General features: G+C 65.3%; 24 protein-coding genes and 1 other annotated feature. Of the genes, 14 read left to right on the top strand and 10 right to left on the bottom strand.

Annotation, left to right across the window (positions count from 1 at the left end):
• Positions 1 to 40: 40 nt before the first annotated feature.
• Complete coding sequence (locus C8J40_RS06535; RefSeq protein WP_132896322.1) at positions 41 to 1,651, bottom strand: phosphoenolpyruvate carboxykinase; 1,611 nt, start codon at positions 1,649 to 1,651, stop codon at positions 41 to 43.
• A gap of 180 nt (positions 1,652 to 1,831) precedes the next feature.
• Between C8J40_RS06535 and C8J40_RS06530 the strand changes: the two genes are divergently transcribed.
• From C8J40_RS06530 to C8J40_RS06490, 9 genes are all read left to right on the top strand, one after another.
• Entirely contained in the window at positions 1,832 to 2,539 is a 708-nt protein-coding gene (locus C8J40_RS06530; RefSeq protein WP_056058673.1) for a response regulator transcription factor, read from the top strand.
• Positions 2,508 to 4,091, top strand: a complete 1,584-nt coding sequence (locus C8J40_RS06525; protein ID WP_132896321.1) for a stimulus-sensing domain-containing protein — start codon at positions 2,508 to 2,510, stop codon at positions 4,089 to 4,091. The genes C8J40_RS06530 and C8J40_RS06525 overlap by 32 nt, the downstream gene beginning before the upstream one ends.
• Positions 4,092 to 4,097: 6 nt before the next feature.
• Positions 4,098 to 4,532 (top strand): HPr kinase/phosphatase C-terminal domain-containing protein, encoded by a 435-nt coding sequence (locus C8J40_RS06520; RefSeq protein ID WP_132733995.1) that lies wholly within the window; start codon positions 4,098 to 4,100, stop codon positions 4,530 to 4,532.
• Positions 4,533 to 4,542: 10 nt separating this feature from the next.
• Complete coding sequence (rapZ, locus tag C8J40_RS06515; RefSeq protein WP_132733993.1) at positions 4,543 to 5,457, top strand: RNase adapter RapZ; 915 nt, start codon at positions 4,543 to 4,545, stop codon at positions 5,455 to 5,457.
• A 15-nt stretch (positions 5,458 to 5,472) separates the two neighbouring features.
• Positions 5,473 to 5,880 carry a PTS sugar transporter subunit IIA gene (locus C8J40_RS06510; RefSeq protein ID WP_132896320.1) on the top strand — a complete coding sequence of 136 codons (408 nt, stop codon included), beginning with the start codon at positions 5,473 to 5,475 and terminating at the stop codon, positions 5,878 to 5,880.
• Positions 5,877 to 6,152 (top strand): HPr family phosphocarrier protein, encoded by a 276-nt coding sequence (locus C8J40_RS06505; RefSeq protein WP_132733989.1) that lies wholly within the window; start codon positions 5,877 to 5,879, stop codon positions 6,150 to 6,152. Before C8J40_RS06510 ends, C8J40_RS06505 begins: the two co-directional genes overlap by 4 nt.
• A 107-nt stretch (positions 6,153 to 6,259) precedes the next feature.
• Positions 6,260 to 7,063 carry an RNA methyltransferase gene (locus C8J40_RS06500; RefSeq protein WP_132896319.1) on the top strand — a complete coding sequence of 268 codons (804 nt, stop codon included), beginning with the start codon at positions 6,260 to 6,262 and terminating at the stop codon, positions 7,061 to 7,063.
• A gap of 140 nt (positions 7,064 to 7,203) precedes the next feature.
• The gene (locus C8J40_RS06495) at positions 7,204 to 8,667 is read left to right on the top strand and encodes a L,D-transpeptidase family protein (RefSeq protein WP_132896318.1); all 1,464 of its coding nucleotides are present in this window, start codon (positions 7,204 to 7,206) and stop codon (positions 8,665 to 8,667) included.
• Between the two features lie 11 nt (positions 8,668 to 8,678).
• The gene (locus tag C8J40_RS06490) at positions 8,679 to 9,014 is read left to right on the top strand and encodes a hypothetical protein (protein ID WP_132896317.1); all 336 of its coding nucleotides are present in this window, start codon (positions 8,679 to 8,681) and stop codon (positions 9,012 to 9,014) included.
• Between the two features lie 143 nt (positions 9,015 to 9,157).
• Here the strand turns inward: C8J40_RS06490 and C8J40_RS06485 are convergent, their stop codons facing one another.
• The 5 genes from C8J40_RS06485 to C8J40_RS06465 form a co-directional block, all read right to left on the bottom strand.
• Complete coding sequence (locus tag C8J40_RS06485) at positions 9,158 to 9,895, bottom strand: 3'(2'),5'-bisphosphate nucleotidase CysQ (RefSeq protein ID WP_132896316.1); 738 nt, start codon at positions 9,893 to 9,895, stop codon at positions 9,158 to 9,160.
• Positions 9,892 to 11,805 (bottom strand): sulfate adenylyltransferase subunit CysN, encoded by a 1,914-nt coding sequence (cysN, locus tag C8J40_RS06480; protein WP_132896315.1) that lies wholly within the window; start codon positions 11,803 to 11,805, stop codon positions 9,892 to 9,894. The genes C8J40_RS06485 and cysN overlap by 4 nt, the downstream gene beginning before the upstream one ends.
• Positions 11,805 to 12,731 carry a sulfate adenylyltransferase subunit CysD gene (gene cysD, locus C8J40_RS06475; RefSeq protein ID WP_132896314.1) on the bottom strand — a complete coding sequence of 309 codons (927 nt, stop codon included), beginning with the start codon at positions 12,729 to 12,731 and terminating at the stop codon, positions 11,805 to 11,807. The genes cysN and cysD overlap by 1 nt, the downstream gene beginning before the upstream one ends.
• A gap of 70 nt (positions 12,732 to 12,801) precedes the next feature.
• Entirely contained in the window at positions 12,802 to 14,280 is a 1,479-nt protein-coding gene (locus C8J40_RS06470) for a SulP family inorganic anion transporter (RefSeq protein WP_132896313.1), read from the bottom strand.
• A 68-nt stretch (positions 14,281 to 14,348) separates the two neighbouring features.
• Positions 14,349 to 14,404 (bottom strand) — a sequence feature (sul1 is cis-regulatory element that is thought to sense ions involved in sulfur or methionine metabolism; They are found in Alphaproteobacteria).
• A 255-nt stretch (positions 14,405 to 14,659) separates the two neighbouring features.
• On the bottom strand, positions 14,660 to 15,103 hold the full coding sequence (locus C8J40_RS06465) for a DUF488 domain-containing protein (protein ID WP_132896312.1): 444 nt from the start codon (positions 15,101 to 15,103) through the stop codon (positions 14,660 to 14,662).
• Between the two features lie 73 nt (positions 15,104 to 15,176).
• On the opposite strand from C8J40_RS06465, the gene trmFO reads away from it, so the two are divergent.
• Entirely contained in the window at positions 15,177 to 16,544 is a 1,368-nt protein-coding gene (trmFO, locus tag C8J40_RS06460; RefSeq protein ID WP_132896624.1) for a methylenetetrahydrofolate--tRNA-(uracil(54)-C(5))-methyltransferase (FADH(2)-oxidizing) TrmFO, read from the top strand.
• Here the strand turns inward: trmFO and C8J40_RS06455 are convergent.
• Positions 16,480 to 16,950 (bottom strand): EF-hand domain-containing protein, encoded by a 471-nt coding sequence (locus tag C8J40_RS06455; protein WP_132896311.1) that lies wholly within the window; start codon positions 16,948 to 16,950, stop codon positions 16,480 to 16,482. The two genes, trmFO and C8J40_RS06455, sit on opposite strands and share 65 nt — an antisense overlap.
• Positions 16,951 to 17,015: 65 nt before the next feature.
• Positions 17,016 to 17,669 carry a hypothetical protein gene (locus C8J40_RS06450; protein ID WP_132896310.1) on the bottom strand — a complete coding sequence of 218 codons (654 nt, stop codon included), beginning with the start codon at positions 17,667 to 17,669 and terminating at the stop codon, positions 17,016 to 17,018.
• 307 nt (positions 17,670 to 17,976) lie between these two features.
• Between C8J40_RS06450 and C8J40_RS20205 the strand changes: the two genes are divergently transcribed.
• The gene (locus C8J40_RS20205) at positions 17,977 to 18,129 is read left to right on the top strand and encodes a hypothetical protein (RefSeq protein WP_165911378.1); all 153 of its coding nucleotides are present in this window, start codon (positions 17,977 to 17,979) and stop codon (positions 18,127 to 18,129) included.
• Between the two features lie 39 nt (positions 18,130 to 18,168).
• On the opposite strand, the gene C8J40_RS06445 is transcribed toward C8J40_RS20205, so the two are convergent.
• On the bottom strand, positions 18,169 to 19,599 hold the full coding sequence (locus tag C8J40_RS06445) for a pyruvate dehydrogenase complex E1 component subunit beta (protein ID WP_132896309.1): 1,431 nt from the start codon (positions 19,597 to 19,599) through the stop codon (positions 18,169 to 18,171).
• Positions 19,599 to 20,651 carry a pyruvate dehydrogenase (acetyl-transferring) E1 component subunit alpha gene (gene pdhA / locus C8J40_RS06440; RefSeq protein ID WP_056475462.1) on the bottom strand — a complete coding sequence of 351 codons (1,053 nt, stop codon included), beginning with the start codon at positions 20,649 to 20,651 and terminating at the stop codon, positions 19,599 to 19,601. Before pdhA ends, C8J40_RS06445 begins: the two co-directional genes overlap by 1 nt.
• 472 nt (positions 20,652 to 21,123) lie before the next feature.
• On the opposite strand from pdhA, the gene C8J40_RS06435 reads away from it, so the two are divergent.
• Genes C8J40_RS06435 through C8J40_RS06425 form a run of 3 tightly spaced genes read left to right on the top strand, consistent with a single transcriptional unit; the run spans position 21,124 to position 24,715 of the window.
• The gene (locus tag C8J40_RS06435) at positions 21,124 to 22,476 is read left to right on the top strand and encodes an MFS transporter (RefSeq protein ID WP_132896308.1); all 1,353 of its coding nucleotides are present in this window, start codon (positions 21,124 to 21,126) and stop codon (positions 22,474 to 22,476) included.
• On the top strand, positions 22,473 to 23,393 hold the full coding sequence (gene cysK, locus C8J40_RS06430; protein WP_056048760.1) for a cysteine synthase A: 921 nt from the start codon (positions 22,473 to 22,475) through the stop codon (positions 23,391 to 23,393). The genes C8J40_RS06435 and cysK overlap by 4 nt, the downstream gene beginning before the upstream one ends.
• Positions 23,390 to 24,715, top strand: coding sequence for a cell wall hydrolase (locus tag C8J40_RS06425; protein ID WP_132896307.1), 1,326 nt, complete (start codon positions 23,390 to 23,392; stop codon positions 24,713 to 24,715). The genes cysK and C8J40_RS06425 overlap by 4 nt, the downstream gene beginning before the upstream one ends.
• Positions 24,716 to 24,730 lie beyond the last annotated feature (15 nt).

Genomic DNA, 24,730 nt, shown 5'->3' with positions numbered 1-24,730 from the left:
TCGTGCGGGCCCCTTCCTCTCCCCCGAGGGGAGAGGAGTTTTAGGCGGCCTCGCGAACCTTCGGCGCCGCTTGCCGGACACCTTCGTCGACATGCTCGGCGAATTGGGCGAAGTTCTCGACGAACAGGTCGACCAGCTTGGCGGCCGTCGCGTCGTACGCATCCTTGTCTACCCAAGTCGTGCGCGGATCCAAGATGGCGCTGTCGACGCCCGGTACACTTACCGGGACCTGGAACCCGAAGTTCGGGTCCGTCCGGAACTCCGCATCGTTCAGGCTCCCATCGAGTGCGGCGTTTAGCAGCGCCCGCGTCGCCTTGATCGGCATGCGGTTGCCGACGCCGTATTTGCCACCGGTCCAGCCGGTGTTGACCAGCCAGCAATCGACGCCGCCCTTCGCGATCCGCTCCTTGAGCAAATTGCCATAGACCGACGGATGCCGCGGCATGAACGGCGCGCCGAAGCAGGTCGAGAAGGTCGCGTCCGGTTCGGTGACGCCGATCTCGGTCCCGGCGACGCGCGCGGTGTAGCCCGACAGGAAATGGTACATAGCCTGGTCGGGCGTCAGCTTCGCGATCGGCGGCAGCACGCCGTACGCGTCCGCGGTCAGCATCACGATGTTGCGCGGCACCGGGCCCATGTTTTCGGCGGACGCATTCGGGATGAAGTCGATCGGATACGCGCCGCGACTGTTCTCGGCGAGCGTGTGGTCGTCAAGATCGAGCAACCGCGTTGCTGGGTCCATCACGACGTTCTCCAGCACCGTCCCGAACCGCTTGGTGGTCGCGAAAATCTCGGGTTCGGCATCGGCGGACAAGCGGATCATCTTGGCATAGCAACCGCCCTCGAAATTGAAGACCGCGGTGTCGGACCAGCCATGCTCGTCGTCGCCGATCAGCGTCCGGCTGGCATCGGCCGACAGCGTCGTCTTGCCGGTGCCCGACAGGCCGAAGAACACCGCGGTGTCGCCGTTCGCGCCCATGTTCGCCGAGCAATGCATCGGCATCACCCCGGTCGGCGGCAGCAGATAGTTGAGCAGGCCGAACACCGACTTCTTCATCTCGCCTGCGTATTTGGTGCCGCCGATCAGGATCAGCTTGTCGGTGAAGTTCACCGCGATCACCGTCTCGCTGCGACAGCCGTGCCGCGCGGGATCGGCGCGGAAGCTCGGCAGGTCGACGATCGTATAGTCGGAGACGAAATCCTTCAGCGCCGCCTGTTCGGGCCGGACCAGCATCGTCCGGATGAAGAGGTTATGCCACGCCAACTCGGTAACCACGCGAACGTTGACGCGGTGATCGGCCTGCGATCCGCCGTACAGATCCTGCACGAACAGCTCGTCCTTCTGCGCCAGCACCGCGAAGAAATCTTCCTTCAGTGCGGCGAAATGCGCGGCCTCCATCGCCTTGTTGCTTTTGCCCCACCAGACGGTCGCGTCGGTTTCGGCATCGCGGACGATGAACTTGTCCTGCGCCGATCGCCCGGTATGCGCGCCGGTCTCGACCACTAGCGGACCGTCGGCGGACAACGTCCCCTCGCGCCGTTCCAGCGCCGCCTCGACGAGCTGCGCGGTAACCAGGTTCCAGTGCAGATTGGCGCGGGTTTCGATCCCCTGCGCGGATAGGCCGACGGCCGGAATACGCTCGCTCGACACGGCATCTCTCTCCTAAGTTTCTATCGCATACGTATGTATGTCGTTGCGGCCGGCTGTACGGGTCAGCTTTCCACCGGTCAAATCCACTGAGCCACGACGCTGTCCCGATACGGCTCTAGTTGAGTGCCGCGGCGGTTTGCCCTACGCCGACACGCCAACGACCGAGGCAAAGCTTCCCAGATGACGGCAACGATCGCGCTGGTCGACGACGACCGCAACATCCTGACATCCGTGTCGATCGCGCTGCAGACCGAGGGCTTCGTCACGCGAGTCTATTCGGACGGCGAGACGGCGTTGAAGGCGCTGACCGACAACCCTCCGGACCTCGCGGTATTCGACATCAAGATGCCGCGCATGGACGGGCTCGAACTGCTCCGTCGGCTGCGCGAGAAGAGCCAGATCCCGGTGATTTTTCTCACCAGCAAGGACGACGAGCTCGACGAGGCGCTCGGGCTCGCGATGGGCGCGGACGATTACATCGCCAAGCCGTTCTCGCAGCGACTGCTGATCGCCCGCATCCGCGCGATCCTGCGGCGGACCGAACTGACGCAATCGCCGGGCACCGAGACCGAGGCCGAAGCGGCGGGGCCGCTAGATCGCGGGCGGCTCAGCATGGACCCGGCGCGGCACCGGACGTTGTGGGGCGGCGAACCGGTCACGCTGACGGTGACCGAGTTCATGATCCTCGAGACGCTCGCGCAGCGCCCCGGCATCGTCAAGACGCGCAACCAGCTGATGGATGCGGCGTATCAGGACGATATCTATGTCGACGACCGGACCATCGACAGCCACATAAAACGACTCCGCCGCAAATTCAGGCAGGTCGATCCCGCGTTCGACGCTATCGAGACATTATATGGTGCCGGATATCGATTTTCTGAGGAATGAACTGGGTGTCGACGGGCGTGATCTCACGCTGCGCTGGTCGGGACAGATCTCGCTCACGCGGCGCATCCTGGCCGTCAACATCTTCGCGCTGCTGCTGCTGGCGGGCGGGTTCTTCTATCTCGACTCGTATCGCAGTCGGGTCGTCGACAATCGCGTCGCACAGACCGCACGCGAAGCACGGCTGATCGGCGAGGCGATCGCCGCCGTCGATCCGACGTTGCGCGATCCACTGGTGCTGAGGCTCGCGCGGGACACGGGCTCGCGGATCCGGTTGTTCGACGGCACGGGACGGACGACCGTTGACAGCCGCGTGCTGGGCCTGCGCAATTTCGTGCTGATGGACCCGGACAAGGAAGATTGGGACCAGACGATCGCCCGCTTCCTGGACGCGACGATCGACGTCATCGTCATGGCGCCGCGCCCGCCGCTCTACCGAGAGCGCAGCGGTACGCAGCAATGGCCCGACGTGACGGCGGTCCGCGGACGCAGCATGGTATCGACGACGGTCTGGCGGACGCCCGATCGTACGCCGGTGCTGACCGCCGCCGCGCCGCTGCCGATGGGCGGCGTCGTGATGACCACGGTCAACGCACGCGATATCACCAAGACGGTGCGCATCGAGCGGTTCCGGCTCAGCATGGTGCTGCTCGGCGTGTCGATCGTCTCGATCCTGTTGTCGCTGTTCCTCGCGCGCACGATCGTCCGCCCGCTTCGCCGCCTTGCGCGTGCCGCTGTGCGTGTCCGGCTGGGTCGTGCTCGCGAGGTCGTCGTCCCCCGACTCCCCTCGCGCCGCGACGAACTTGGCATGCTCGCGCGCGCACTCTCCGACATGAGCCTCGCGCTCAGGGCCCGCATCGATGCCACCGAGGCGTTTGCCGCCGACGTCACACACGAGATGAAGAACCCCCTCGCCTCGCTCCGGTCCGCGGTCGAGGGGCTTTCGCGCGTCAAGGATCCGGCGCTCCAGGCGCAGTTGCTCGCGATCGTCCGCGACGATGTCCGCCGGCTCGACCGCCTGCTCTCCGACATCTCCGAAGCCTCGCGGCTCGACGCACAGCTCAGTCGGGCGAAGTTCGAGCCCGTCGACGTCGCGGCGATGATCGACGGGCTCGTCGCGCAACGCGACGCACGCGGGGTCGAGCGCGGTATCCGCCTCCGGTTCGATCGCAACCCCGACGAGCGCACGATCATACTCGGCGAAGGCGCGCGGCTCGAACGCGTGTTCGAGAATCTGATCGACAACGCGCTCTCCTTCTCGCCCGACGCGGGGCTCATTGCGATCTCCGCAATCCGCGAAGGCGAGGACCTCGTCGTCCGCGTTGAAGACGAAGGCCCCGGCGTACCCGAGGACGCGCGTGAGGATGTGTTCAAGCGCTTTCATTCGGTCCGCCCCGACAGCGAGACGTTCGGCCAGCATTCCGGATTGGGGCTGGCGATCGCGCGGACGATCGTCGACGGCCATCAGGGCACGATCTTCGTCGAATCCCGCGAAGACCGGCTCGACGGCGCGCGGTTCGTGGTAAGGCTACCGCTCGCCGACATGCCGGAGTAAGGACGCTTGGTGGTCGTCCCCTCCTCCGACAGGCTCCACGCCACCACGGTCGCCATCGGCGGCGTGGCGGTCATGATCGAGGGCGTGTCCGGATCGGGCAAGTCCGACCTCGCCTTACGCCTGATCGACCGCGGTGCCGTCCTCGTCAGTGACGACCAGACGCTCGTGATCCGCGCCGGCAAAATGCTCCGCGCACGCGCTCCGGCGACCATCGCCGGGCGGATCGAAGTCCGGGGGATCGGTATCCTCGCCATGCCCTATGTCGAGGATGTTCCCGTCGGCCTGCTTGTCCGCGTCGATGGCGCGATAGACCGCATGCCCGAACGCCGCGCCCGAAAAATCGCCGGGATCGAAATCCGTCAGTTCGCGGTCGATCCGTTCGAAGCCTCCGCCCCGATCAAGGTCGAACTCGCATTGCGCAATCCGGAGCCTCTAGAATGATGTGTTCGCCATGACTCGACCGAAGGACATCCTACTCGTCACCGGCATGTCTGGGGCGGGCAAGTCGACCGTCCTCAAGACGCTCGAGGATCTCGGCTGGGAGGTCGTCGACAACCTCCCGCTGCTGCTGCTCGACCGCCTCCTCGATGCACCGCTTCCCGAAGGATCGACCGACGATTCGCGACCGCTCGCGATCGGTATCGGCGCGAGGACCCGCGATTTCGATCCGGAGCGGATTATCCGCCGAATCCGCGATCTGCGTGATCGTCACGGCTTGGAGGTCGGGATCCTGTTCCTCGACTGCTCCGGTAGCGAACTCGAACGCCGCTATTCCGAGACGCGGCGGCGGCACCCGCTCGCGCTCGATCGTCCCGCCAATGACGGCATCGGACGCGAACGCGAGTTGCTCGCCCCGTTGCGCGACTGGGCGAACCGGCTGATCGACACCACCGACATGGCGGCGAACGAGCTCGCCCAACAAATCCGCACGAGCTTCGGTGGCGACGATCTCGGTGAGCCGACTCTGTCGATCCGATCGTTCGGGTTCGCCCGCGGGCTACCGCGCAACGCCGATTTGGTGTTCGACATGCGCTTCCTCCGTAATCCGCACTGGGACGCAGCACTCCGTCCCGGTACCGGGCTCGACGCAGACGTCTCTGCCTACATCATCGAGGATCCCGCCTACGAAGCCGCAGTGAGTCGAATCGAGGAGCTGCTGATGTTGTTGCTCCCGCGCTACCGGGCGGAGGGCAAGTCCTACGTCACGGTGGCATTCGGGTGTACCGGAGGGAGACACCGGTCGGTGCATGTCGCCGACCGTGTCGCCCGACGGTTGCGCGACGCGGGATTTTCGCCCAGTATCGTCCACCGCGACCTGGGGGCCGCTCCACAAGATGCGCTCGAAGGATCACCGGTCGTCTTATGAGTATGAAACGCTGATATGATCGGCCTTGTTCTAGTAACCCACGGTCGATTGGCCGAGGAATTCGTTCGCGCGATGATCCATGTCGTCGGTCCGCAAGAACGCGTCGAGCCGATCGCGATCGGTCCCGACGACGATATGGAAGAGCGCCGCGCGGATATCGCCGCCGCGATCCAGGCGGTCGATGTCGGCCGCGGGGTGATCGTGCTGACCGACCTGTTCGGCGGCACCCCGTCCAATCTCGCCATCTCGCTGATGGAGCGCGGGCGGATCGAGGTGATCGCGGGCATGAACCTGCCGATGCTGATCCGGCTCGGCTCGGCGCGGAAATCGATGACGGTCGTCGCTGCGGTCGCGGCAGCGCGCGAGGCTGGTCGGAAATACATCTCGGTAGCGTCCGAGGTTCTCGGCGAGGCGGCCGCGTGAGCCAGGTCTCGCGCACCGTGCAGATCACCAACCGCCGCGGGCTTCACGCGCGCGCCAGCGCCAAGTTCGTCACGCTCGCCTCCTCGCATCCGGTCGAGGTTAGCGTCACGAAGGACGGGTCGGATCACGTCACCGGCACGTCGATCATGGGGCTGATGATGCTTGGCGCGGCGATGGGCGACGCCATTACGATCAGCGCGAGCGGCGATGGCGCGGAGCATACCGTGGCTGCGCTGGCCGAACTGGTCGAGGCGAAGTTCGGCGAGGATTGACCGTCTTTCTCCCCTCCCGCTTGCGGGAGGGGTCGGGGGAGGGCATGAGCGACGGCGTGTTTACAAACCCCTCCCCCAACCCCTCCCGCACGCGGAAGGGGCGCTAGATGCCCCGCGAGATAACCGCCTTTTCGAACCCGCTGATCAAGTATGTCCGCGACCTGCGCGACAAGCGACATCGGCGTGCGGCCGAGCAGTTCCTCGCCGAGGGCCTGCGCATCCTCACCGAGGCGCGTGAGACTGGCCGCCTGCCCCGCACCTTGTTCTATGCAGCGGCCAGCGCGAACCATCCATTGGTGCACGCGCTGTCGATGGACGTCGAGGATGCCGGCGGTGATTCGATCCAGACCACGCCGGATATTCTGTCGAAGCTGTCGGGCAAGGATAACCCGCAAGCCGTGGTCGGCGTGTTCGACGAGTTCGACGCGACGCTCGAAGACCTCGATCGGACCAGCTCCGGCATCTGGCTCGTCGCGGAACGCCTGCGCGATCCCGGCAATCTTGGCACAATCCTGCGCACCGGCGACGCGGTCGGTGCGGGTGGACTTATCCTAATCGGCGAGTCGGTCGACCCCTTCTCGGTCGAGGCGGTCCGCGCGAGCATGGGCGCGCTGTTCACGATCCCGGTGGTGAAGACCGAATGGGAGCCGTTTCACGCCTGGCTGCGCACCGGCCCCGGACAACTGGTCGGGCTGAGCCTCGACACCGACACCGACTACCGGTCCGCGACCTATACCGGCCCGACCTTCCTGCTCACCGGCAACGAAGCGCAGGGCATGCCGCCCGAAATGGCCCAAGCCTGCGACGTGCTGGTCAAGATTCCAATGCTGGGCAAGGCGGACAGCCTCAACGCCGCCGTCGCAACGGCCGTGATGGCCTATGAAGTGCTTGCCCGGCAGGAAAAACCCTAATCCGGAGCCTCAACCGTTAATTTTCCCCGATTGGCGATGCTTAGCGAGTCCGGTTCAGCTAAGGGAGAGCTACGTCGTGCGAAAGCATCGACCAGATACAAGACAGGACGATTATGGCTCGCGGTTTCGATGATGGACGAATGAAGACTGGCGTGATCCGGTCCGTGCTCGCGGCGGCCCCGCTGTTGATGGCAACTCCGTCGTTTGCGCAGGTTACGCCGCCGCCGGTCGTCCCGACCACGCCTGCTGCCATGCCAACGCCGACGCTCGCGCCACCGGTGATCACCGTGCCGCCGCTGAGCGACACGCAGGCCGCGCTGCTCGACAAGCTGCTCAATGGCGACATCGTCGCACAGGGTCTGAAGTCCGCCGCCACGGTATCGACCAGCGCGCCGAGCAAGGACGAACTCGTCCGTGCCGCGCTCGACCATGCGCGCGCGGTGCATGCCGGTCGTCTCAGCGGCGCCGATTTCCAGAAGGATTGGGGCCTGCGTCCGCCGGCCTATGATCCGACCCCGGCGTTTGCCGACGCGGTCCGGCTCGATCGGATCGCCGCGTGGTTCGCGTCGCTGCCGCCGCCCTATGCCGGCTATGACGGGCTTCGTAAGGGCCTCCAGAATTACCGATCGATCGCCGCTACGGGGGGCTGGTCTCCGCTGGCGTCCGGCCCGGACTTCACCATCGGCGCATCCGGTCCGCGCGTGCTGGCGCTGCGCAAGCGGCTGGCGGCCGAGGACAAGGACGTCTCGACGAGCGGCGACAAATTCGATGCCGCGCTCGTCGATGCGGTCCGTCGCGCGCAACGACGCTACGGCCTCAACCCCAGCGGGATCGTCTCGACGCAGACGCTGGCTGCGCTCAATGTGTCGGCAACCGACCGCGTGCGTCAGATCATGGCGAACATGGAGCGCTGGCGCTGGCTGCCGCAAGACCTGCCGCGCGACCGTATCCAGGTGAACATCGCCGCCGCGGTGCTCACGGTGTTCGACGGCGACACGCCGGTGCAGTCGATGCGCGCGGTCACCGGGCGACCGGGCGACGAAACGCCGATGCTCTCGTCGACGATCCACAGCATCGTCATCAACCCGCCCTGGAACGTGCCGACGTCGATCGCTACGAAGGAATTGTGGCCGAAGGAACGCGCGAACCCGGGCTATTTCAAGCGCAACGGCATCAAGGTGATCGACGGCACGCGACTTCAGCAACAAGCTGGCGACCAGAGCGCTTTGGGGCGGTTCAAGTTCGATTTCGCCAACGACTATTCGGTCTATCTCCACGATACGCCAAGCCGTGCGAAGTTCGCGAGCTTTAGCCGGCTTGCGAGCCATGGCTGCGTTCGCCTTGAAAAGCCTGCCGAACTCGCCGACCTGCTGCTCAAGGGTGATCCCGCGTGGACGCCCGAGATGGTTGACGCTGCGGTTGCCAAGGGTGACACGGTCCGTGCTCGCCTGACCAAGCCTGTGTCGGTCTATCTGCTCTACTGGACCGCGTTTGCCAGCGGCAACGGCCAGATGAACTTCCGCGCCGATCCCTATGACTGGGACGGCATCCTCGCCTCCAAGATCGAGGCGCGCACCGCACGCCAGACGATCGCCGCTCGCTGAGAGGGTCAGACATGACGATTTTCACCCGCACCCGTACCGCCATCGCCGGCGGCTTGCTTGCCGCGATGGCGCTGGCCGGCTGCTCGCGCTCCGAGCCCGAGCAGCCGCCGACGGATACGAATATGGTCGAGGATACCGGCGTAACCGAGTCCGAGGCGGCCCCTGCCCCGGTCGAGGCTGCGCCGGTCGAAGCGGCGCCGGCCGCACCTGCCGTGGTCGAACCGCCGCGCGAAAAGCCGGTCGCGCCGGACGAGCAGATGCTTGACGATGCCGACGCCACGGGCATGACCGCGCGCGTGACGCGCGATGAAGCGCCGGTGGAGAACGACGCCGAACCGCAGCAGTAGCGGACGTTTTACGATCCTCCCCCGCCAGGGGGAGGTGGCAGGCGTAGCCTGGCGGAGGGGGAGGTAAGGGAAACCTCTGTTCCGTGTCCCCCCCTCCGTCACCTTCGGTGCCACCTCCTCCGGGGGGAGGATCAGGTCGAAGTCTACGCCGTCATCGCCGCCATGACCCGATCGCGCAGCGCAACCGGGCAGATCAGCAGGTCGGGCATGTAGACATCCCGACAATTATACACCAACGGCGACCCGTCGATCCGGCTGCAATGCAGCCCGAACGCTGCCGCTACCGCCACCGGCGCGGCCGAATCCCACTCATACTGCCCGCCTGAATGCAGGTAGATATCCGCCTCTCCGCGGACTACCGCCATCGCCTTTGCGCCGGCCGAGCCCATCGGGATCAGCGTCGCGCCAAGGACTTCCGCAACCTTCACCGCCTCGGGCGCAGGCCGCGTCCGGCTGACGACCATCCGTAGTGGATCACCCGGCGGTGGCACCGGTGCGGGCTGGTCCGAACGCAGGACCAGACCCAATCCCGGTAATGCCACCGCACCGACCTCCGCGACCCCGTCGATCGCGAGCGCGACATGCACCGCCCAATCGTCGCGCGCCTCGCCATATTCGCGCGTTCCGTCAACCGGATCGACGATCCACACGCGCGACATCGCCGTCCGCGTCCCGTCACATCGACGTTCCTCGGACAACAGACCGTCGTCCGGCCGCGCATCCTGCAACGCATGGACGAGGAACGCGTTCGCGGTCTCGTCCCCGGCCTTGCCGAGTGCGCCGGGCGAGAACACGCCCGACCGTCGCACTTCGAGCAGCAACCGCCCCGCCGTCTCGGCCAGATGCGCGGCGAGTTCGCCGTCGGTCATCGCACTGCTCATGGAATCAGCACCGCGACGATCGCATCGGCGGCTTCGTCAGGCGTCATACCGGTCGTGTCGATCCGGATCTCCGGGTTCGCCGGTGCTTCATAAGGTGAATCGATCCCAGTGAAGTTCGCCAGCTTGCCCGCCCGCGCCTTCGCATACAGCCCCTTAACGTCGCGCCGCTCGGCCTCGGCGAGCGGCGTGTCGATATGCACCTCGATGAACTCGCCCGGCGCCATCATCTGCCGCACCATCTCGCGCTCGGCGCGGAACGGCGAGATGAATGCGGTGATCACGATCAGCCCGGCATCGGTCATCAGCTTGGCGACCTCGCCGACGCGCCGAATATTCTCGACCCGGTCGGCATCGGTGAAGCCGAGGTCGCGGTTCAGCCCGTGGCGGACATTGTCGCCGTCGAGCAGGAACGTGTGCCGGTTCATCCGGGCCAGCTTCATCTCGACCAGATTGGCGATCGTCGACTTGCCCGCACCCGACAGCCCCGTGAACCACAGCACCGCCGCCTTCTGGTTCTTCAGCGCGGCGTGCGCCTCACGGCCGATATCGGTCGCCTGCCAGTGTACGTTCTGCGCACGCCGGAGCGAGAAGTGCAGCATCCCCGCCGCCACCGTCGCGTTGGTGATCTTGTCCACTAGGATGAACCCGCCGAGCTGGCGATTGTCCGCATAGGGCTCGAACACCAGCGGCCGGTCGGTCGACAGGTTCGCGACACCGATCGCATTGAGCTCCAACGTCTTGGCAGCAAGCCGTTCCATAGTGTTGACATTTATCGCGTATTTTGGCTGCTGGATGGTCGCCGTCACGGTCTGTGTCGCGAGCTTGAGCCAATAAGAGCGCCCCGGCAGCATCGCCTCGTCCGCCATCCAGACTACGGTCGCCTCGAACTGATCCGCCACTTCCGGCGGCGACTCGGCGGCCACGATCACGTCGCCGCGCGAGCAATCGATCTCGTCCGCCAGCGTCAGCGTCACCGATTGCCCGGCGACCGCACTCGGCAGATCGCCGCCGAACGCTACAACGCGGGCGATCGTTGAGGTGCGCCCGCCCGGCAGGATGCGCACCGCATCGCCCGGCGCGATCGACCCACTCGCGACCAGCCCCGAAAAGCCCCGGAAGTCGAGATTGGGACGGTTCACCCACTGCACCGGCATCCGGAACGCGCCCGCCTGATCCTCGCTGACGTCGAGCGTCACCGTATCGAGATGGTCGATCAGCGTCGGCCCGTCGTACCAGGGCGTATTCGCGCTTGCGGCTGTAATGTTGTCGCCCTTGAACCCCGAAATCGGCATCGGCGTGAAGCCGGCAATCCCGATCGACTCCGCAAACGCCGCATAGTCCGCGACGATCCGGTCGTAGGTCGCTTGGTCGTAGCCGACGAGGTCCATCTTGTTGACCGCCAGCACGAGGTGCCGGATGCCGATCAGGTGCGCGAGATAGCTGTGGCGCTTGGTCTGCGTCAGGATGCCCTTGCGCGCATCGATTAGGATCACCGCGAGATCGGCGGTCGACGCGCCGGTGATCATGTTGCGTGTGTATTGTTCATGCCCCGGCGTATCGGCGACGATGAACTTGCGCTTCTCGGTCGAGAAATAGCGATAGGCGACGTCGATCGTAATGCCCTGCTCGCGCTCGGCGGCGAGCCCGTCGACCAGCAGCGCGAAATCGATCTCCTGGCCTTGCGTGCCGACCTTCTTCGAATCGCTCTCCAGCGCAGCGAGCTGATCCTCGAAAATCATCTTAGAATCGTACAGCAACCGCCCGATAAGCGTCGACTTTCCGTCGTCGACAGACCCGCAGGTAATGAATCGGAGCAGACTCTTATGCTGGTGCTGGAGCAGATAGGCGTCGATGTCCTCGGCGATGATGTCCTGCACCTGATAGGCGGACTCCTGCGTGCGCGTAGCCATCAGAAATAGCCCTCCTGCTTCTTCTTCTCCATGCTCGCCGAGCCCGCGTCGCGGTCGATCGCGCGGCCCTGGCGTTCGCTGGTAGTAGTCAGCAGCATCTCCTGGATCACCGCGGACAGGTTGTCGGCCTCGCTCTCTACCGCTCCCGTCAGCGGGTAGCAGCCGAGCGTGCGGAAACGGATCGAGCGCTCCACCGGCACCTCGCCAGGCTCGAGCCGAAAGCGATCGTCGTCGACCATCAGCAGCATGCCGTCGCGCTCGACGGTAGGGCGCGGTGCGGCGAAATAGAGCGGGACGATCGGGATGTCCTCGAGCTGGATATACTGCCAGACATCGAGTTCGGTCCAGTTCGAGATCGGGAAGACGCGAATGCTCTCGCCCTTCGCTTTCCGAGCATTATAGAGGTTCCACAGCTCGGGGCGCTGCTGCTTCGGGTCCCAGCGGTGATGCGCCGCACGGAACGAGAAGACGCGCTCCTTCGCGCGGCTCTTCTCCTCGTCGCGCCGCGCGCCTCCGAATGCCGCATCGAAGCCGTGGAGGTCGAGCGCCTGCTTCAGCCCCTCGGTCTTCCACATATCGGTGTGCAGAGCACCGTGATCGAACGGGTTGATCCCGCGCGCCTCGGCCTCGGGGTTCTTGTAGACGAGCAGGTCCATCCCGCTCTCCGCCGCCATCCGGTCGCGCAGATCGTACATCGCCTTGAACTTCCACGTCGTATCGACATGCAGCAGCGGGAAAGGCGGTGGCGACGGATAAAAGGCTTTCCGCGCCAGGTGCAGCATCACCGCGGAATCCTTGCCGACGCTGTAGAGCATTACCGGGCGCTCGCACTCGGCGACCACCTCGCGAAGGATGTGGATGCTCTCGGCCTCGAGCCGCTGGAGATGCGTGAGCGACACGGGGCAGGTATCTGGAAGTTTCGTCATCCTCCTCGACGTAGGACGTCGCGGCGGCGCGTACAGCATCGTATTTCTCGCCCGCCCCAAAGATCGAGCATTACCCCTCGATCGGGTCCATCATCAGCGGGGCATGGCGATCGACCAGTGTGGCACTCGCGGTGTTCAGGCCAATGACCTCGACCTCGCGACCGTGGCGGCGCAGTTTGCCGACGACATCTTCGAGCGCGGCGACCGCCGTGACGTCCCAAAGATGCGCGTTGGTTAGGTCGATGCGGACGGCGCGGGCCGTCTCGCGCAGGTCAAACCGATCGGCGAAAATGTCGGCGCTGGCGAAGAAGATCTGACCGCTTACCCGGTAGATACGCGTGTCGGTTGCCACGTCGTGATCGATTGCGACGTCCATCATCCGCGTCACCTTCCACGCGAAGAACACGCCGCTGAGCAGCACGCCGACCCCGACGCCGAGCGACAGGTCGTGCGTCGCGACGGTGACGACGACGGTCGCGACCATCACCACGCTCGACATCTTCGGGTGCCGCGCGAGGTCGCGGAGCGAGCCCCAGGAGAAGGTGCTGATCGACACCATGATCATGATCGCGACCAGCGCCGCGACCGGCACCTGCGCGACCCATGGCCGCAGCAGGACCATGACGATCAGCAGGAACACGCCCGCGACCATCGTCGAGAGCCGCCCGGTGCCGCCATAGCGGACATTGCCGACGGTCTGGCCGATCATCCCGCACCCGGCGATGCCGCCGAACGCGCCCGCCGCGATGTTGGCGAGGCCGAGCCCCGTGCACTCGCGCGCCTTCGAACTGGTGGTCTCGGTGAGTTCGTCGACCACGCTGGCGGTCATCATCGATTCGAGCAGGCCGACCGCGGCCATCGCGAACGCATAGGGCGCGACGATCCGCAGCGTGTCCCAGGTCAGCGGAACGTCGGGCAACCCGAACGACGGCAGCGAATCCGGCAAGCGGCCTAGATCGCCGACCGTCTTCAGCGGCATCGGAAACCACATCGCGATCGCGGTAAGCACGACGATGCATATCAGCGGCGAGGGAATCGCGCTGGAAATCCGGGGCATGAGGTAGATGATCGCTAGGCCACCGGCGATCATCGCATACGCCTGCCAGCTGACGCCGACCATCTGCGGCACCTGCGCGGAGAAGATCAGGATCGCGAGCGCGTTGACGAAGCCGGCATGGACCGACTTCGAGACGAACCGCATCAATATGTCGAGCTTGGCGAGCCCGAAGGCGATCTGGAGTGCGCCCGCGAGGATCGTCGCGACGAGCAGATATTGCAGGCCGTGCGCGTGGACGAGCGCGGCGGCGACCAGCGCGACGGAGCCTGCCGCACCGGAGATCATCGCGGGGCGCCCGCCAGCGACCGCGATGACGATGCCGATCACGAAAGAGGCGAACAGGCCGACTTCGGGATCGATGCCGGCAACGAACGAGAAGGCGATGACCTCGGGGATCAGCGCGAAGGTGCCGACCATGCCGGCGAGAACGTCACGGCGCGCAGCCGTGGGGCCGCTGAACCATTCGGCCCGGTAACGAGAATATGATGTCATGTGTGTATCCGCATAGGACGCGAGAACCGCGGCGGTTGCGCGGGCGGTTCGTGATAAAAGCGTCGGTGCGTTGTCCGGCGGATCGGCGGCCGGAATAGCCACCCGGAATTGCACCGGGTCCAAGCGAGTAGGGGCTCGTTAGCGGAGAGTGTGCTGCAACGCAACATTCCCCTGCGTCACGCTGTCGACATTAACCCTCGACCGCAACCTCTCGCATGCCCCACCTATCTTACCGTCACCCCAGCGAAAGCTGGTGTATCTCTCGGGGCAGATGTCGCACGCCAAACAGGAATACCCCAGCTTTCGCTGGGGTGACGGATAGTGCGGGTAGCGGACGAGGCGGCGCGGCCGGGTTTTACGAAGGGGCGGCTAGCCCGGCCTACGTATAAAGATCCACGACCTCTGCCCCCTCGCCCACCGCCTGCAACAGCAAGGTTCGGTGGCAGTGGCACGGGTCGCGTTCGTAACAGAGCAGCGCGCTCGGCTTCTCCGCGGCGAGCCCGAGCATGATCGCGGCCTGCGCCTGTGCCTCGGGGAGGTCGAGTTGCTCATCGTACACCGCGGTAAGCGTCGCTACGTCGCCCTTCTTTGCCGCGTCAAGTCCGCGCTTCGGCGTCCCGAGCGCCTTCAGATGCACATAGTCGATATCGACCTCGCGCAACGACGCAGCCAGCGAGGTCTTCGAAAACCCCGGCCGCCGCGACAACGGGAGCGCGCGGACGTCGATCACCCGCTCCACCCCCGCCGCCTTCAGCGTGCTGAGGAAATCGGCCATCGTCGTGGCTTCGTAGCCGATCGTGAAGATCTTCGTGGGGTGGGTCATGAAGGCGAAGTGGGATTACACCGCTGGCACGACAACCGCTGACAGGACAGGCGTCCCGCGCTATCTGACCGGAATGACCCACGATATTCACGTCATCGGCGGCGGCCTCGCCGGTTCCGAAGCCGCCTGGCAACTCGCCGAAGCGGGCCTCAAGGTGCGCCTCTCCGAAATGCGCGGCAGCGGCGAAGGTACGCCCGCGCACCAGACCGACGGGCTCGCCGAACTCGTCTGCTCGAACAGTTTTCGCTCGGACGATGCCGACAGCAACGCGGTTGGCCTGCTTCATCAGGAACTGCGCACGCTCGGTTCGCTGATCATGCGCCAGGCGGACATCCACCGCGTCCCCGCGGGCTCCGCGCTCGCGGTCGATCGCGACAATTTCTCGAACAGCGTGACCGAGGCGATCGACCAGCATCCGAACATCACGTTGGTGCGCGAACGCATCGACGCGCTTCCGGATGGCCCGACCATCATCGCCACCGGCCCGCTCACCGCCGCATCGCTCGCCGCGGGGATCGGTGCGGAGACCGGCCGCGAGGCGCTCGCGTTCTTCGACGCGCTCGCGCCGATCGTGCACCGCGATTCGATCGACATGGACACCGCGTGGTTCGCGTCGCGCTGGGACAAGGGTGAGGGCAAGGATTACATCAACTGCCCAATGGACAAGGACCAGTATCTCGCCTTCCACCAGGGCTTGGTCGACGGCGAGAAGACCCCGTTCAAGGACTGGGAGAAGGACACGCCGTATTTCGACGGCTGCATGCCGATCGAGGTGATGGCCGAGCGCGGCGTCGACACGCTGCGCTATGGCCCGATGAAGCCGGTCGGGCTCGACAACCCGAAGACCGGGCGCTGGCCGCACGCGGTCGTCCAACTCCGGCAGGACAACGCGCAGGGCACGTTGTGGAACATCGTCGGCTTCCAGACCAAGCTCAAGCACGCCGACCAGGTGCGGCTATTCCGGACCATCCCCGGTCTTGAGAACGCCGAGTTCGCGCGGTTGGGCGGGCTCCATCGCAACACCTTCATCCGCTCGCCCGAACTGCTGGACGAGACGCTGCGGCTGAAGTCGCGCCCCAACATCCGCTTCGCCGGCCAGATCACCGGGTGTGAGGGGTATATCGAGAGCTGCGGGATCGGTATGCTCGCAGGGTTGTTCGCGGCGGCCGAACTGACGGGCAAGACGTTGACGCCGCCACCCTACGCGACCGCGCTCGGCGCCCTGCTGGGCCACATCACCGGCGGCGCGGAGGCCGAGACGTATCAGCCGATGAACGTGAACTTCGGGCTGTTCCCGCCGATTCCCGGCCGCACCAAGAAGACCGATCGCAAGAAGATGTACACCGACCGGGGCCGCGCGGCGCTTGCAGAGTGGCTCAACTCTCCTCGGCAACAGCCTGAGACGGTGGACAATTCACCCGAGCTGGCCCCTTCCGCTTGACCGCGGTCGTGGCAAATTCGGGCGCGGTCATCGTGCCCGATTTGTCGCGATCCGCGTCGGCAAACTTAATCGTCGCCTTCACCGCCCACTCGTAGAACGACAGCTTGCCGTCGCCGTCCACATCGAGCCGCGCGTAAGCCTTGCGCCGCTGGACGAGGTATTCCTCCCGCGTGATCTTCGCATCGCGGTCCTTGTCGTAGCGATCGAAGCGCTTCTGCTCGCGGGTCTTGTCGGTGGCTTGGGGCACGGCGTCTGGTAGCGGATCGCTCGCGACAGGCGCTTCGCCCGATTGCGATACCGGTTGCGCGGGCAGCAGCGGCCGCGGCCGCGCATTCCCACTGAAGACCAGGAACCCCGCGATGATCAACGCGATCACCGCCGTACCGCCCGCCAGATATCGCCACATCGCCGTCGCCCCGCCTGCCAAGCGCGCACGCTAGGCCTCGAACGCGACGATCCCCATATGATGGGTCAGTATCCGGTCAGTCTGTGCCACGCTAAGCGTCCGACATGCCTTGCGCTCCCCAGCGTCTCGGGTGCCTCGGCGGCGTGGAACCTAGCGGACAGCGTCATCGCGCCGAGCGCCCGTCCGGGTACCGGCCAACGCCCCTGTAGCGCGCGATCAAGTCGCTCCACCGCCCGCGCTCGCACCGCGTCACGGTCCGACGGCGTCAGCGTTCGCAGCGCCAAGTCAGCCAGTGCCCACCCTTCTCCGGCAAGCCCTATGCGATCGTCGACAATACCCAGGACTGCGCCAGCGAGTTCAAACAACCGCCGTCCCCTCCGTACCGCAAACCGGTCGATCGCGGCCTCATCCAACGCAGGGTCAAGCAGTACGTCCCAACCATCGGTCAATTCGGCCAGCATGGTGCCGGATACACCTGCCGGTAGAACCGTGGCGTATAGTTCGCGCAGCAGTGGCTCGGCCGGCGGCGGCGTGGCATCCAATCGAGCCAGCGCCTCGTACCACCATGTTAGCCGCATCTGCCCGATGAGTGGCTCGCGTGTCGATCGCAAGATACCGGAAAATTTGTCATCGAGCACAAACAGCGTCGCTAGCGCTGCCCTTGCAGGTACCGGTGCATAACTGATTGCGAGCGCGCGCAGGGGATCTTCCGGGGTCATCGACCGCGCATACCGGCCATCAAGCGCCGCGAACAGACGATTACGCGCTTGTTTACGACACCCGTTGGGCCGGACTTACAGGGTCCGCCGTATCGTCAGTTCTACGATCGACCTACGCTATGACTTCGCGACGTACACGTCCACGGTCAATGCCGGGTATGCAACCAAGGAACTGACGCCGGAATCCAAAGAACTAGAACTATGAAGGGTCGCCGCTTGACGCGGTGATCTCAACAACGGGACCTGCACGGTCACGTGCTAGCCGGTAAAACCCAACCGGGACGATATGCAAGTCGACCACCTCTACATGCCAGTCGTGGGAACCGGCGGGCTGCCGTACGGTGCCGCGAAGATCCATCATATCGCGTCATTCACCGTTCGCGACCGACATGATTTTGGCGAGATTTATAATCCATCGCCGACCGCAACGCGCATGACCTGCGACAAATATACGAGCTGACGTCCAGCCACGGCGACATGCCGCGACTGGACGCGAACATCAGCCCTTGTAGGTCACCTTCTTCGCCGCCGTCACGACCTTCGCGACGTCGACCAGCATCAGCTTTTCGAGGTTCGCCGCATACGGCATCGGCACGTCCTCATTGGTCACGCGCAGCACCGGCGCGTCGAGGTCGTCGAAGCCGTGTTCCATCACCACCGACACGATCTCCGAGGCGATCGAGCAGGTTGCCCAATTCTCTTCGACGATGATCATGCGGTTGGTCTTGGCGAGGCTCTTCAGCACCGTGTCGGTGTCGAGCGGGCGCAGCGTGCGCAGGTCGATGACCTCCGCGTCGATGCCTTCCTCGGCGAGCTTCTCGGCGGCTTCGAGCGAAATGCCGACGCCGATCGAGTAGCTTACGATCGTCACGTCCTTGCCCTCGCGGACGATCCGCGCCTTGCCGATCGGCAGGACGTGGTTGTCGAGCTTGGGGACGTCGAAGCTGCGGCCGTACATCAGCTCGTTCTCGAGGAACACGACGGGGTCTTCGGTGCGGATCGCGGCCTTGAGCAGGCCCTTCGCGTCCGCCGCGTCATACGGCGCGATCACGATCAGGCCGGGGACGCTCGCATACCATGCCGCGAAGTTGTGCGAATGCTGCGCACCCACACGCGACGCCGCGCCGTTGGGACCGCGGAACACGATCGGGCAGCGCATCTGGCCACCCGACATGTAGTTGGTCTTGGCGGCCGAGTTGATGATGTGGTCGATCGCCTGCAACGCGAAGTTGAAGGTCATGAACTCGACGATCGGGCGCAAGCCCCCCATCGCCGCGCCCGCGCCGATGCCGGCAAAGCCGTATTCGGTGATTGGCGTGTCGATGACGCGACGGTCGCCGAACTCGTCGAGCAACCCCTGCGTGACCTTGTACGCGCCCTGATACTGCGCGACTTCCTCGCCCATCACGAAGACGCGGTCGTCCTCGCGCATTTCCTCGGCCATCGCGTCACGAAGCGCCTCGCGGACGGTCGTCTTGACCATCTCGGTGCCCTCGGGGATCGCCGGGTCGGAGATGCCGACCTTCTCGGCCGATGCGACAAGTTGCTGCGTGCCGCTCTCGGCCTTGGCGGGCGAAGCGCCTTCGGGAACCGGCGGTGACTTGTCGTCCGACGGCGTCTCCTTCGGCGCGGCGTTGGCCGCATCGCCCGAGCGTGCTTCCGCAGGCTTCTGGTCGCTCGCGCTCTCGCCCTCTTCGAGGATCGTCGCGATGACGGTGCCGACCTTCACGTTGTCGGTGCCTTCGGCGACGGCGATCGAACCGATCGTGCCTTCGTCGATCGCCTCGAACTCCATCGTCGCCTTGTCGGTCTCGATCTCGGCGAGGATGTCGCCGGACTTGACGCTGTCGCCTTCCTTGACGAGCCACTTGGCCAGCGTGCCCTCTTCCATCGTCGGGGAGAGCGCGGGCATCTTGATCTCGATCGCCATCAGTATTTCTCCACCAGAACGTCAGTGTAGAGCTCGGCAGCATCCGGCTCCGGGGTCTGCTCGGCGAAATCGGCGGCTTCGTTCACGATTTTCCTGATTTCCTGTTCAAGCGATTTGAGGTCCGCCTCGGTCACGCCCTGCGCGTCGAGCAGCTTCTTCATGTGATCGATCGGATCCGACTTGTCGCGGACCGCCTGGACCTCGTCGCGCGTGCGGTACTTGGCTGGATCCGACATCGAGTGGCCACGATAGCGATAGGTCTTCATCTCGAGGATGACCGGACCCTTGCCCGCGCGGACCCATGCCAGCGCTTCCTCGGCGGCACCGCGGCAGGCGAGCACGTCCATGCCGTCGACCTGGATGCCGGGAATGCGGAAGCTCTCGCCGCGGCGATACAGCTGGTCCTCGGCGGAGGCGCGGTTGACGCTCGTGCCCATCGCGTACTGGTTGTTCTCGATCACGAAGATGATCGGGAGCTTCCACAGCTCGGCCATGTTGAAGCTCTCGTACACTTGGCCCTGGTTCGCGGCGCCGTCGCCGAAATAGGCCATGCAGATGCCGCCGTCGTTCGAGTATTTGTGCTTGAACGCGAGGCCGGTGCCGAGCGACACCTGCGCACCGACGATGCCGTGGCCGCCGTAGAATTTATGCTCGGTCGAGAACATGTGCATCGACCCGCCCTTGCCCTTCGAGATCCCCGAATTGCGCCCGGTCAGCTCGGCCATGATCACCTTCGGGTCGATCCCGTAGGCGAGCATGTGGCCGTGATCGCGGTAGCCGGTGATCACCGAATCGGTCTCGCCGTTGAGCGCGGACTGGAGGCCGACAGCGACGGCTTCCTGGCCGATGTAGAGATGGCAGAAGCCACCGATCAGGCCCAAGCCATAGAGCTGGCCCGCTTTTTCCTCGAAACGGCGGATCAGCAGCATCTGCCGATACATTTCGAGCAGTTCGTCCTTCGACGCTTCGTACGGCTTTGGTTCGGCCGGTCGTTCGCGGTTGGTGATCGGCGGTTCGGCGATAGCGCGTACTGGTGGGGGGGTCTTGGCCACGATGTGGGAAACCTCGTTTTCCGTAGGGGAGTTGAGGGAGCCTATAGGCGCGGACGGGGCGGAACATCAATTCCCGTCTGGGGTATGTCGGTTTGCGGGGTGTGGGATGGGGCTTTCTGCCTGCGTGTTTCGCGGCCACCCTTTCCCAGCAGGCCACCTCCCCGGCAGAGGCCGGGGCCCAATTGGTGAGGTTGCAGTAACGATGCGCGTCACTCAGTTGGCGACGTCCACCAATTGGACCCCGGCCTTCGCCGGGGTGGTGATACTGGCGGAGAAATGGTGGCAGGGGCATGTCTGCCAAAGGACGGTGTCTCCCTCCCCCTTGTTCTCCCGCGAAGGCGGGAGCCCCGTCTGGGCTCCCGCCTTCGCGGGAGAACAAGGGGGACAAGCAACCTTGGCTCGCGCCGCTATCCCCACCCCAAGCAAAGCTCCGGTTGCCCTCCCCTCGCACCACCGCCTAAAGCCAGTCGCAATGGACTCCACCGCAGACCCCCACCAGCATCCCCTCCGGATCGCCAATTTCCGCGCCTATTGGCTGTCCCGGTTCACCGGCACCATAGCCGTCAGCGCGATGTCGATCGTGATCGGGTGGCAGGTCTACAACATCGCCCGCGAGACGATGGACATTCGCCAGGCCGCCTTCATGCTCGGCATGATCGGGTTCGCGCAGTTCGTGCCGTTGTTCCTGCTTACCCCGATCACCGGACTGGTTGCGGACAGCTTCGACCGGCGCTGGATCGTCCGCGGAACGACCGCGCTGCTGGTACTCACCGCCGCGACCCTGTGGTTGCTGACCTGGACCGGACACCTCACGCTTGGCGTGCTGTTCGTTGCCGCAGTCGCGTTCGGCATCGCCCGAGCCTTCTCCGGCCCGGCCTATTCCGCGCTCGCCCCCAACCTGGTCCCCCGCGCCGTCCTCCCGACCGCGATCGCGATCAGCTCGATCGCCTGGCAGGTCGGCACGATCGCGGGCCCCAGCGTCGGTGGTCTCCTCTACGCGATCCACCCGGAGGTCGCGTACGGCGTCGCGACGATCCTGTTCGTCGTCGCGCTCCTCTTCATGTTCCTGATCGGCCCGGTGCCGCAGCCCGCCGCGCAGACCGATCACCGCCCCCTCGCCCGCATCATCGAGGGCTTCACCTACGTCCGCCGCAACCGCCTCGTTCTCGCGACGATCACGCTCGACCTGTTCGCGGTGCTGCTCGCCGGCGCGACCTCGCTGCTCCCAGTCTATTCGCGCGACATCCTCCACGTCGGTTCGCAGGGGCTCGGCGTTCTCGCCGCGGGCATGGGCATCGGCGCGGCGGTGACCGCGATCTGGTTCTCCGTCCGCCCGATGAGCACCAATGTCGGCGTGAAGATGCTCGTGGCTGTCGTCGTGTTCGGCCTTGCGATCCTGACCTTCGGTATTGCCACGCCCATCGTAAACCTACTCGGCATCGCACCCGGCACGATCGGCGGCATCCCCGTGCAGCCCGCCTTCGTCCTCAGCCTCGTCGCGCTGATCGTCGCGGGTGGCGCGGACATGATCTCGGTCTATGTCCGCCAGTCGTTGATCCAGCTCCACACGCCCGACGCAATGCGCGGCCGCGTCAGCGCGGTGTCGCAGCTCACCATTTCGGCCTCGAACGAGCTCGGCGAATTCGAGAGCGGCGTGATGGCATCGCTGCTCGGTCCGGTCGGCGCGGTGGTGTTCGGCGGCGTCGGTGCTATTGCAATCACGATCGGCTGGGCGCGACTGTTCCCGGAACTAGGCCGCGCGAAAACCTTTGATCCCCCAGAGATCCTAGAGACCGAACCCGAACACGGAGAAGCCAAGCCATGAAGGCCAACTCGATCCTCGATACGATCGGCAACACGCCGCACGTCCGCCTGTCGAAGCTGTTCCCCGAATCCGAAGTCTGGGTGAAGTCCGAGCGCTCGAACCCCGGCGGCTCGATCAAGGACCGCATCGCGCTCGCCATGATCGAGGCGGCGGAGAAGGACGGCCACCTCCAGCCCGGCGGCACGATCATCGAGCCGACCAGCGGCAACACCGGCATCGGCCTGGCGCTCGTCGCGGCCGTCAAAGGGTACAAGATCGTCCTCGTCATGCCAGAGAGCATGTCGATCGAACGCCGCCGCCTGATGCTGGCCTATGGCGCGACCTTCGACCTGACCCCGCGCGAGAAGGGCATGAAGGGCGCGATCGAGCGTGCGAAGGAGCTCGTCGAGCAGACGCCGGGCTCGTGGATGCCGCAGCAGTTCGAAAACCCCGCGAACATCGCGGTGCATGTCGCTACGACCGCACAGGAAATTCTCGCCGACTTTCGTGACACGCCGATCGACGTGATCATCACCGGCGTCGGCACCGGTGGCCACATTACCGGCGTCGCGGAAGCGCTGAAGAAGGAATGGCCGTCGCTCAAAGTCTACGCGGTCGAGCCCGCCGCATCGCCGGTGATCGCCGGTGGCCAGCCCGGCCCGCACCCGATCCAGGGCATCGGTGCAGGCTTCATCCCGGTGAACCTGCACACCCAGGCGCTCGACGGCGTGATCGAGGTCGATGCCGCGGTGGCGAAGGACATGGCGCGCCGCTCGGCAACCGAAGAGGGTATGCTGGTCGGCATCAGCTCCGGCGCAACGCTCGCAGCGATCCTTCAGAAGCTCCCCGATCTGCCTGACAACGTTCGGGTTCTCGGCTTCAACTACGACACCGGCGAGCGCTATCTGTCGGTCCCGGACTTCCTGCCCGAACAGTGACAAAGCCTCTATCCCCGCGCGGCACGACGGTGCTGCGCGCCACTATCGTCGGAATTTCCGCGCTAGCGATCATTGGGCCCGCGCTCGTGGTCGCCAACGCGCCGACGATCGTCCACGTGTCGAAGCGGGTTAAACTGCCGCCGGGGCGGGTCGTGCCGCAAGCCGAAGTGCCTCAGGTCGAACCGGTAAAGTTCGTCGACCTGACGCCCGACGACGCACGCGCGTTCAATGCGACCGTGCCGTTCTCGACCGCGCCCAACCCCGCTGCGCGGCCGTTCCTCTTCGCTGGCGGCGCAGAGGATCTGGCACGCGCCACCGACTGCATGGCGGCGGGCATCCTCTACGAGGCCGGGGATGATACGCTGGGTGAACGCGCGGTCGCTCAGGTCGTGCTGAACCGCCTGCGCCACCCGGCTTTCCCCAAGACGGTATGCGGCGTCGTATTCGAGGGCCAGGACCGTTCAACCGGTTGTCAATTCAGCTTCAGTTGCGATGGCGCGCTAACCCGCTGGCACCCGACTGATGACGCCTGGCGGCGTGCGCGCGAGGTCGCCGCGGCGGCGCTTAACGGCGCGGTGTTCAAGCAGGTCGGATATGCTACCCACTATCATACCGACTGGGTCGTGCCATACTGGCAGTCGAGCCTCGACAAGATCACTGCGGTCAACACGCACCTGTTCTTCCGCTGGTCCGGCTGGTGGGGGACGCCCTCCGCATTCGGCCGTCACCCCGAAACCATCGAGCCCGTGATCACACAGCTCGCTACGCTCTCCGACGCGCACAAAATTGGCGCCGCGCTCGTCGAGGCCAATGCGGCCTTGGCCGAAGCATCGGCTGCAATGGGGTTCGCTGCAGGGACGGAGACGGACCCTTCGGTCATGGCGAGCGCGGTCGACGGTGATACGGTTCTCGTTACATTGCCGCGCAATCAAACGGCCGACGGCCTCGTCGCACTCGCAACCCAAGCCTGCGGCGATAAACCTTTTTGCCGCTTCATGGCCTGGACGGACGCCACAAAAACAGCGACATCGATCCCGCTGGACCTCGCCCAAATGGCCGCATTGAGCTTTAGCTATATGCGCGATCGGGGGAGCAATTATGAACGTTCGCTCTGGAACTGCCGCCAGTTCAAGCGTGCGGACCCGACGCAATGCATCGTGACACGGGCGACGATGACTGCAGTACCGCAGTCCCCTCCAGTCGCACCGAACGCAGCCGCAGGTGCGGGAGAACTGAGCGGTGTCCGGCAAAAATCGAGCGCTGCAGCGTCGTCATCGCCAACGCAAACATCGTCTTCTGCAGCGGCGACGGCTACAAAATAGCGCCAACGCATCCCT

It is taken from the genome of Sphingomonas sp. PP-CC-3A-396, assembly GCF_004343105.1.
GTDB lineage: Bacteria > Pseudomonadota > Alphaproteobacteria > Sphingomonadales > Sphingomonadaceae > Sphingomonas.
The sequence above is the reverse complement of the archived record's forward strand: the minus strand, read 5'-3'. Positions and strand labels throughout refer to the sequence as shown.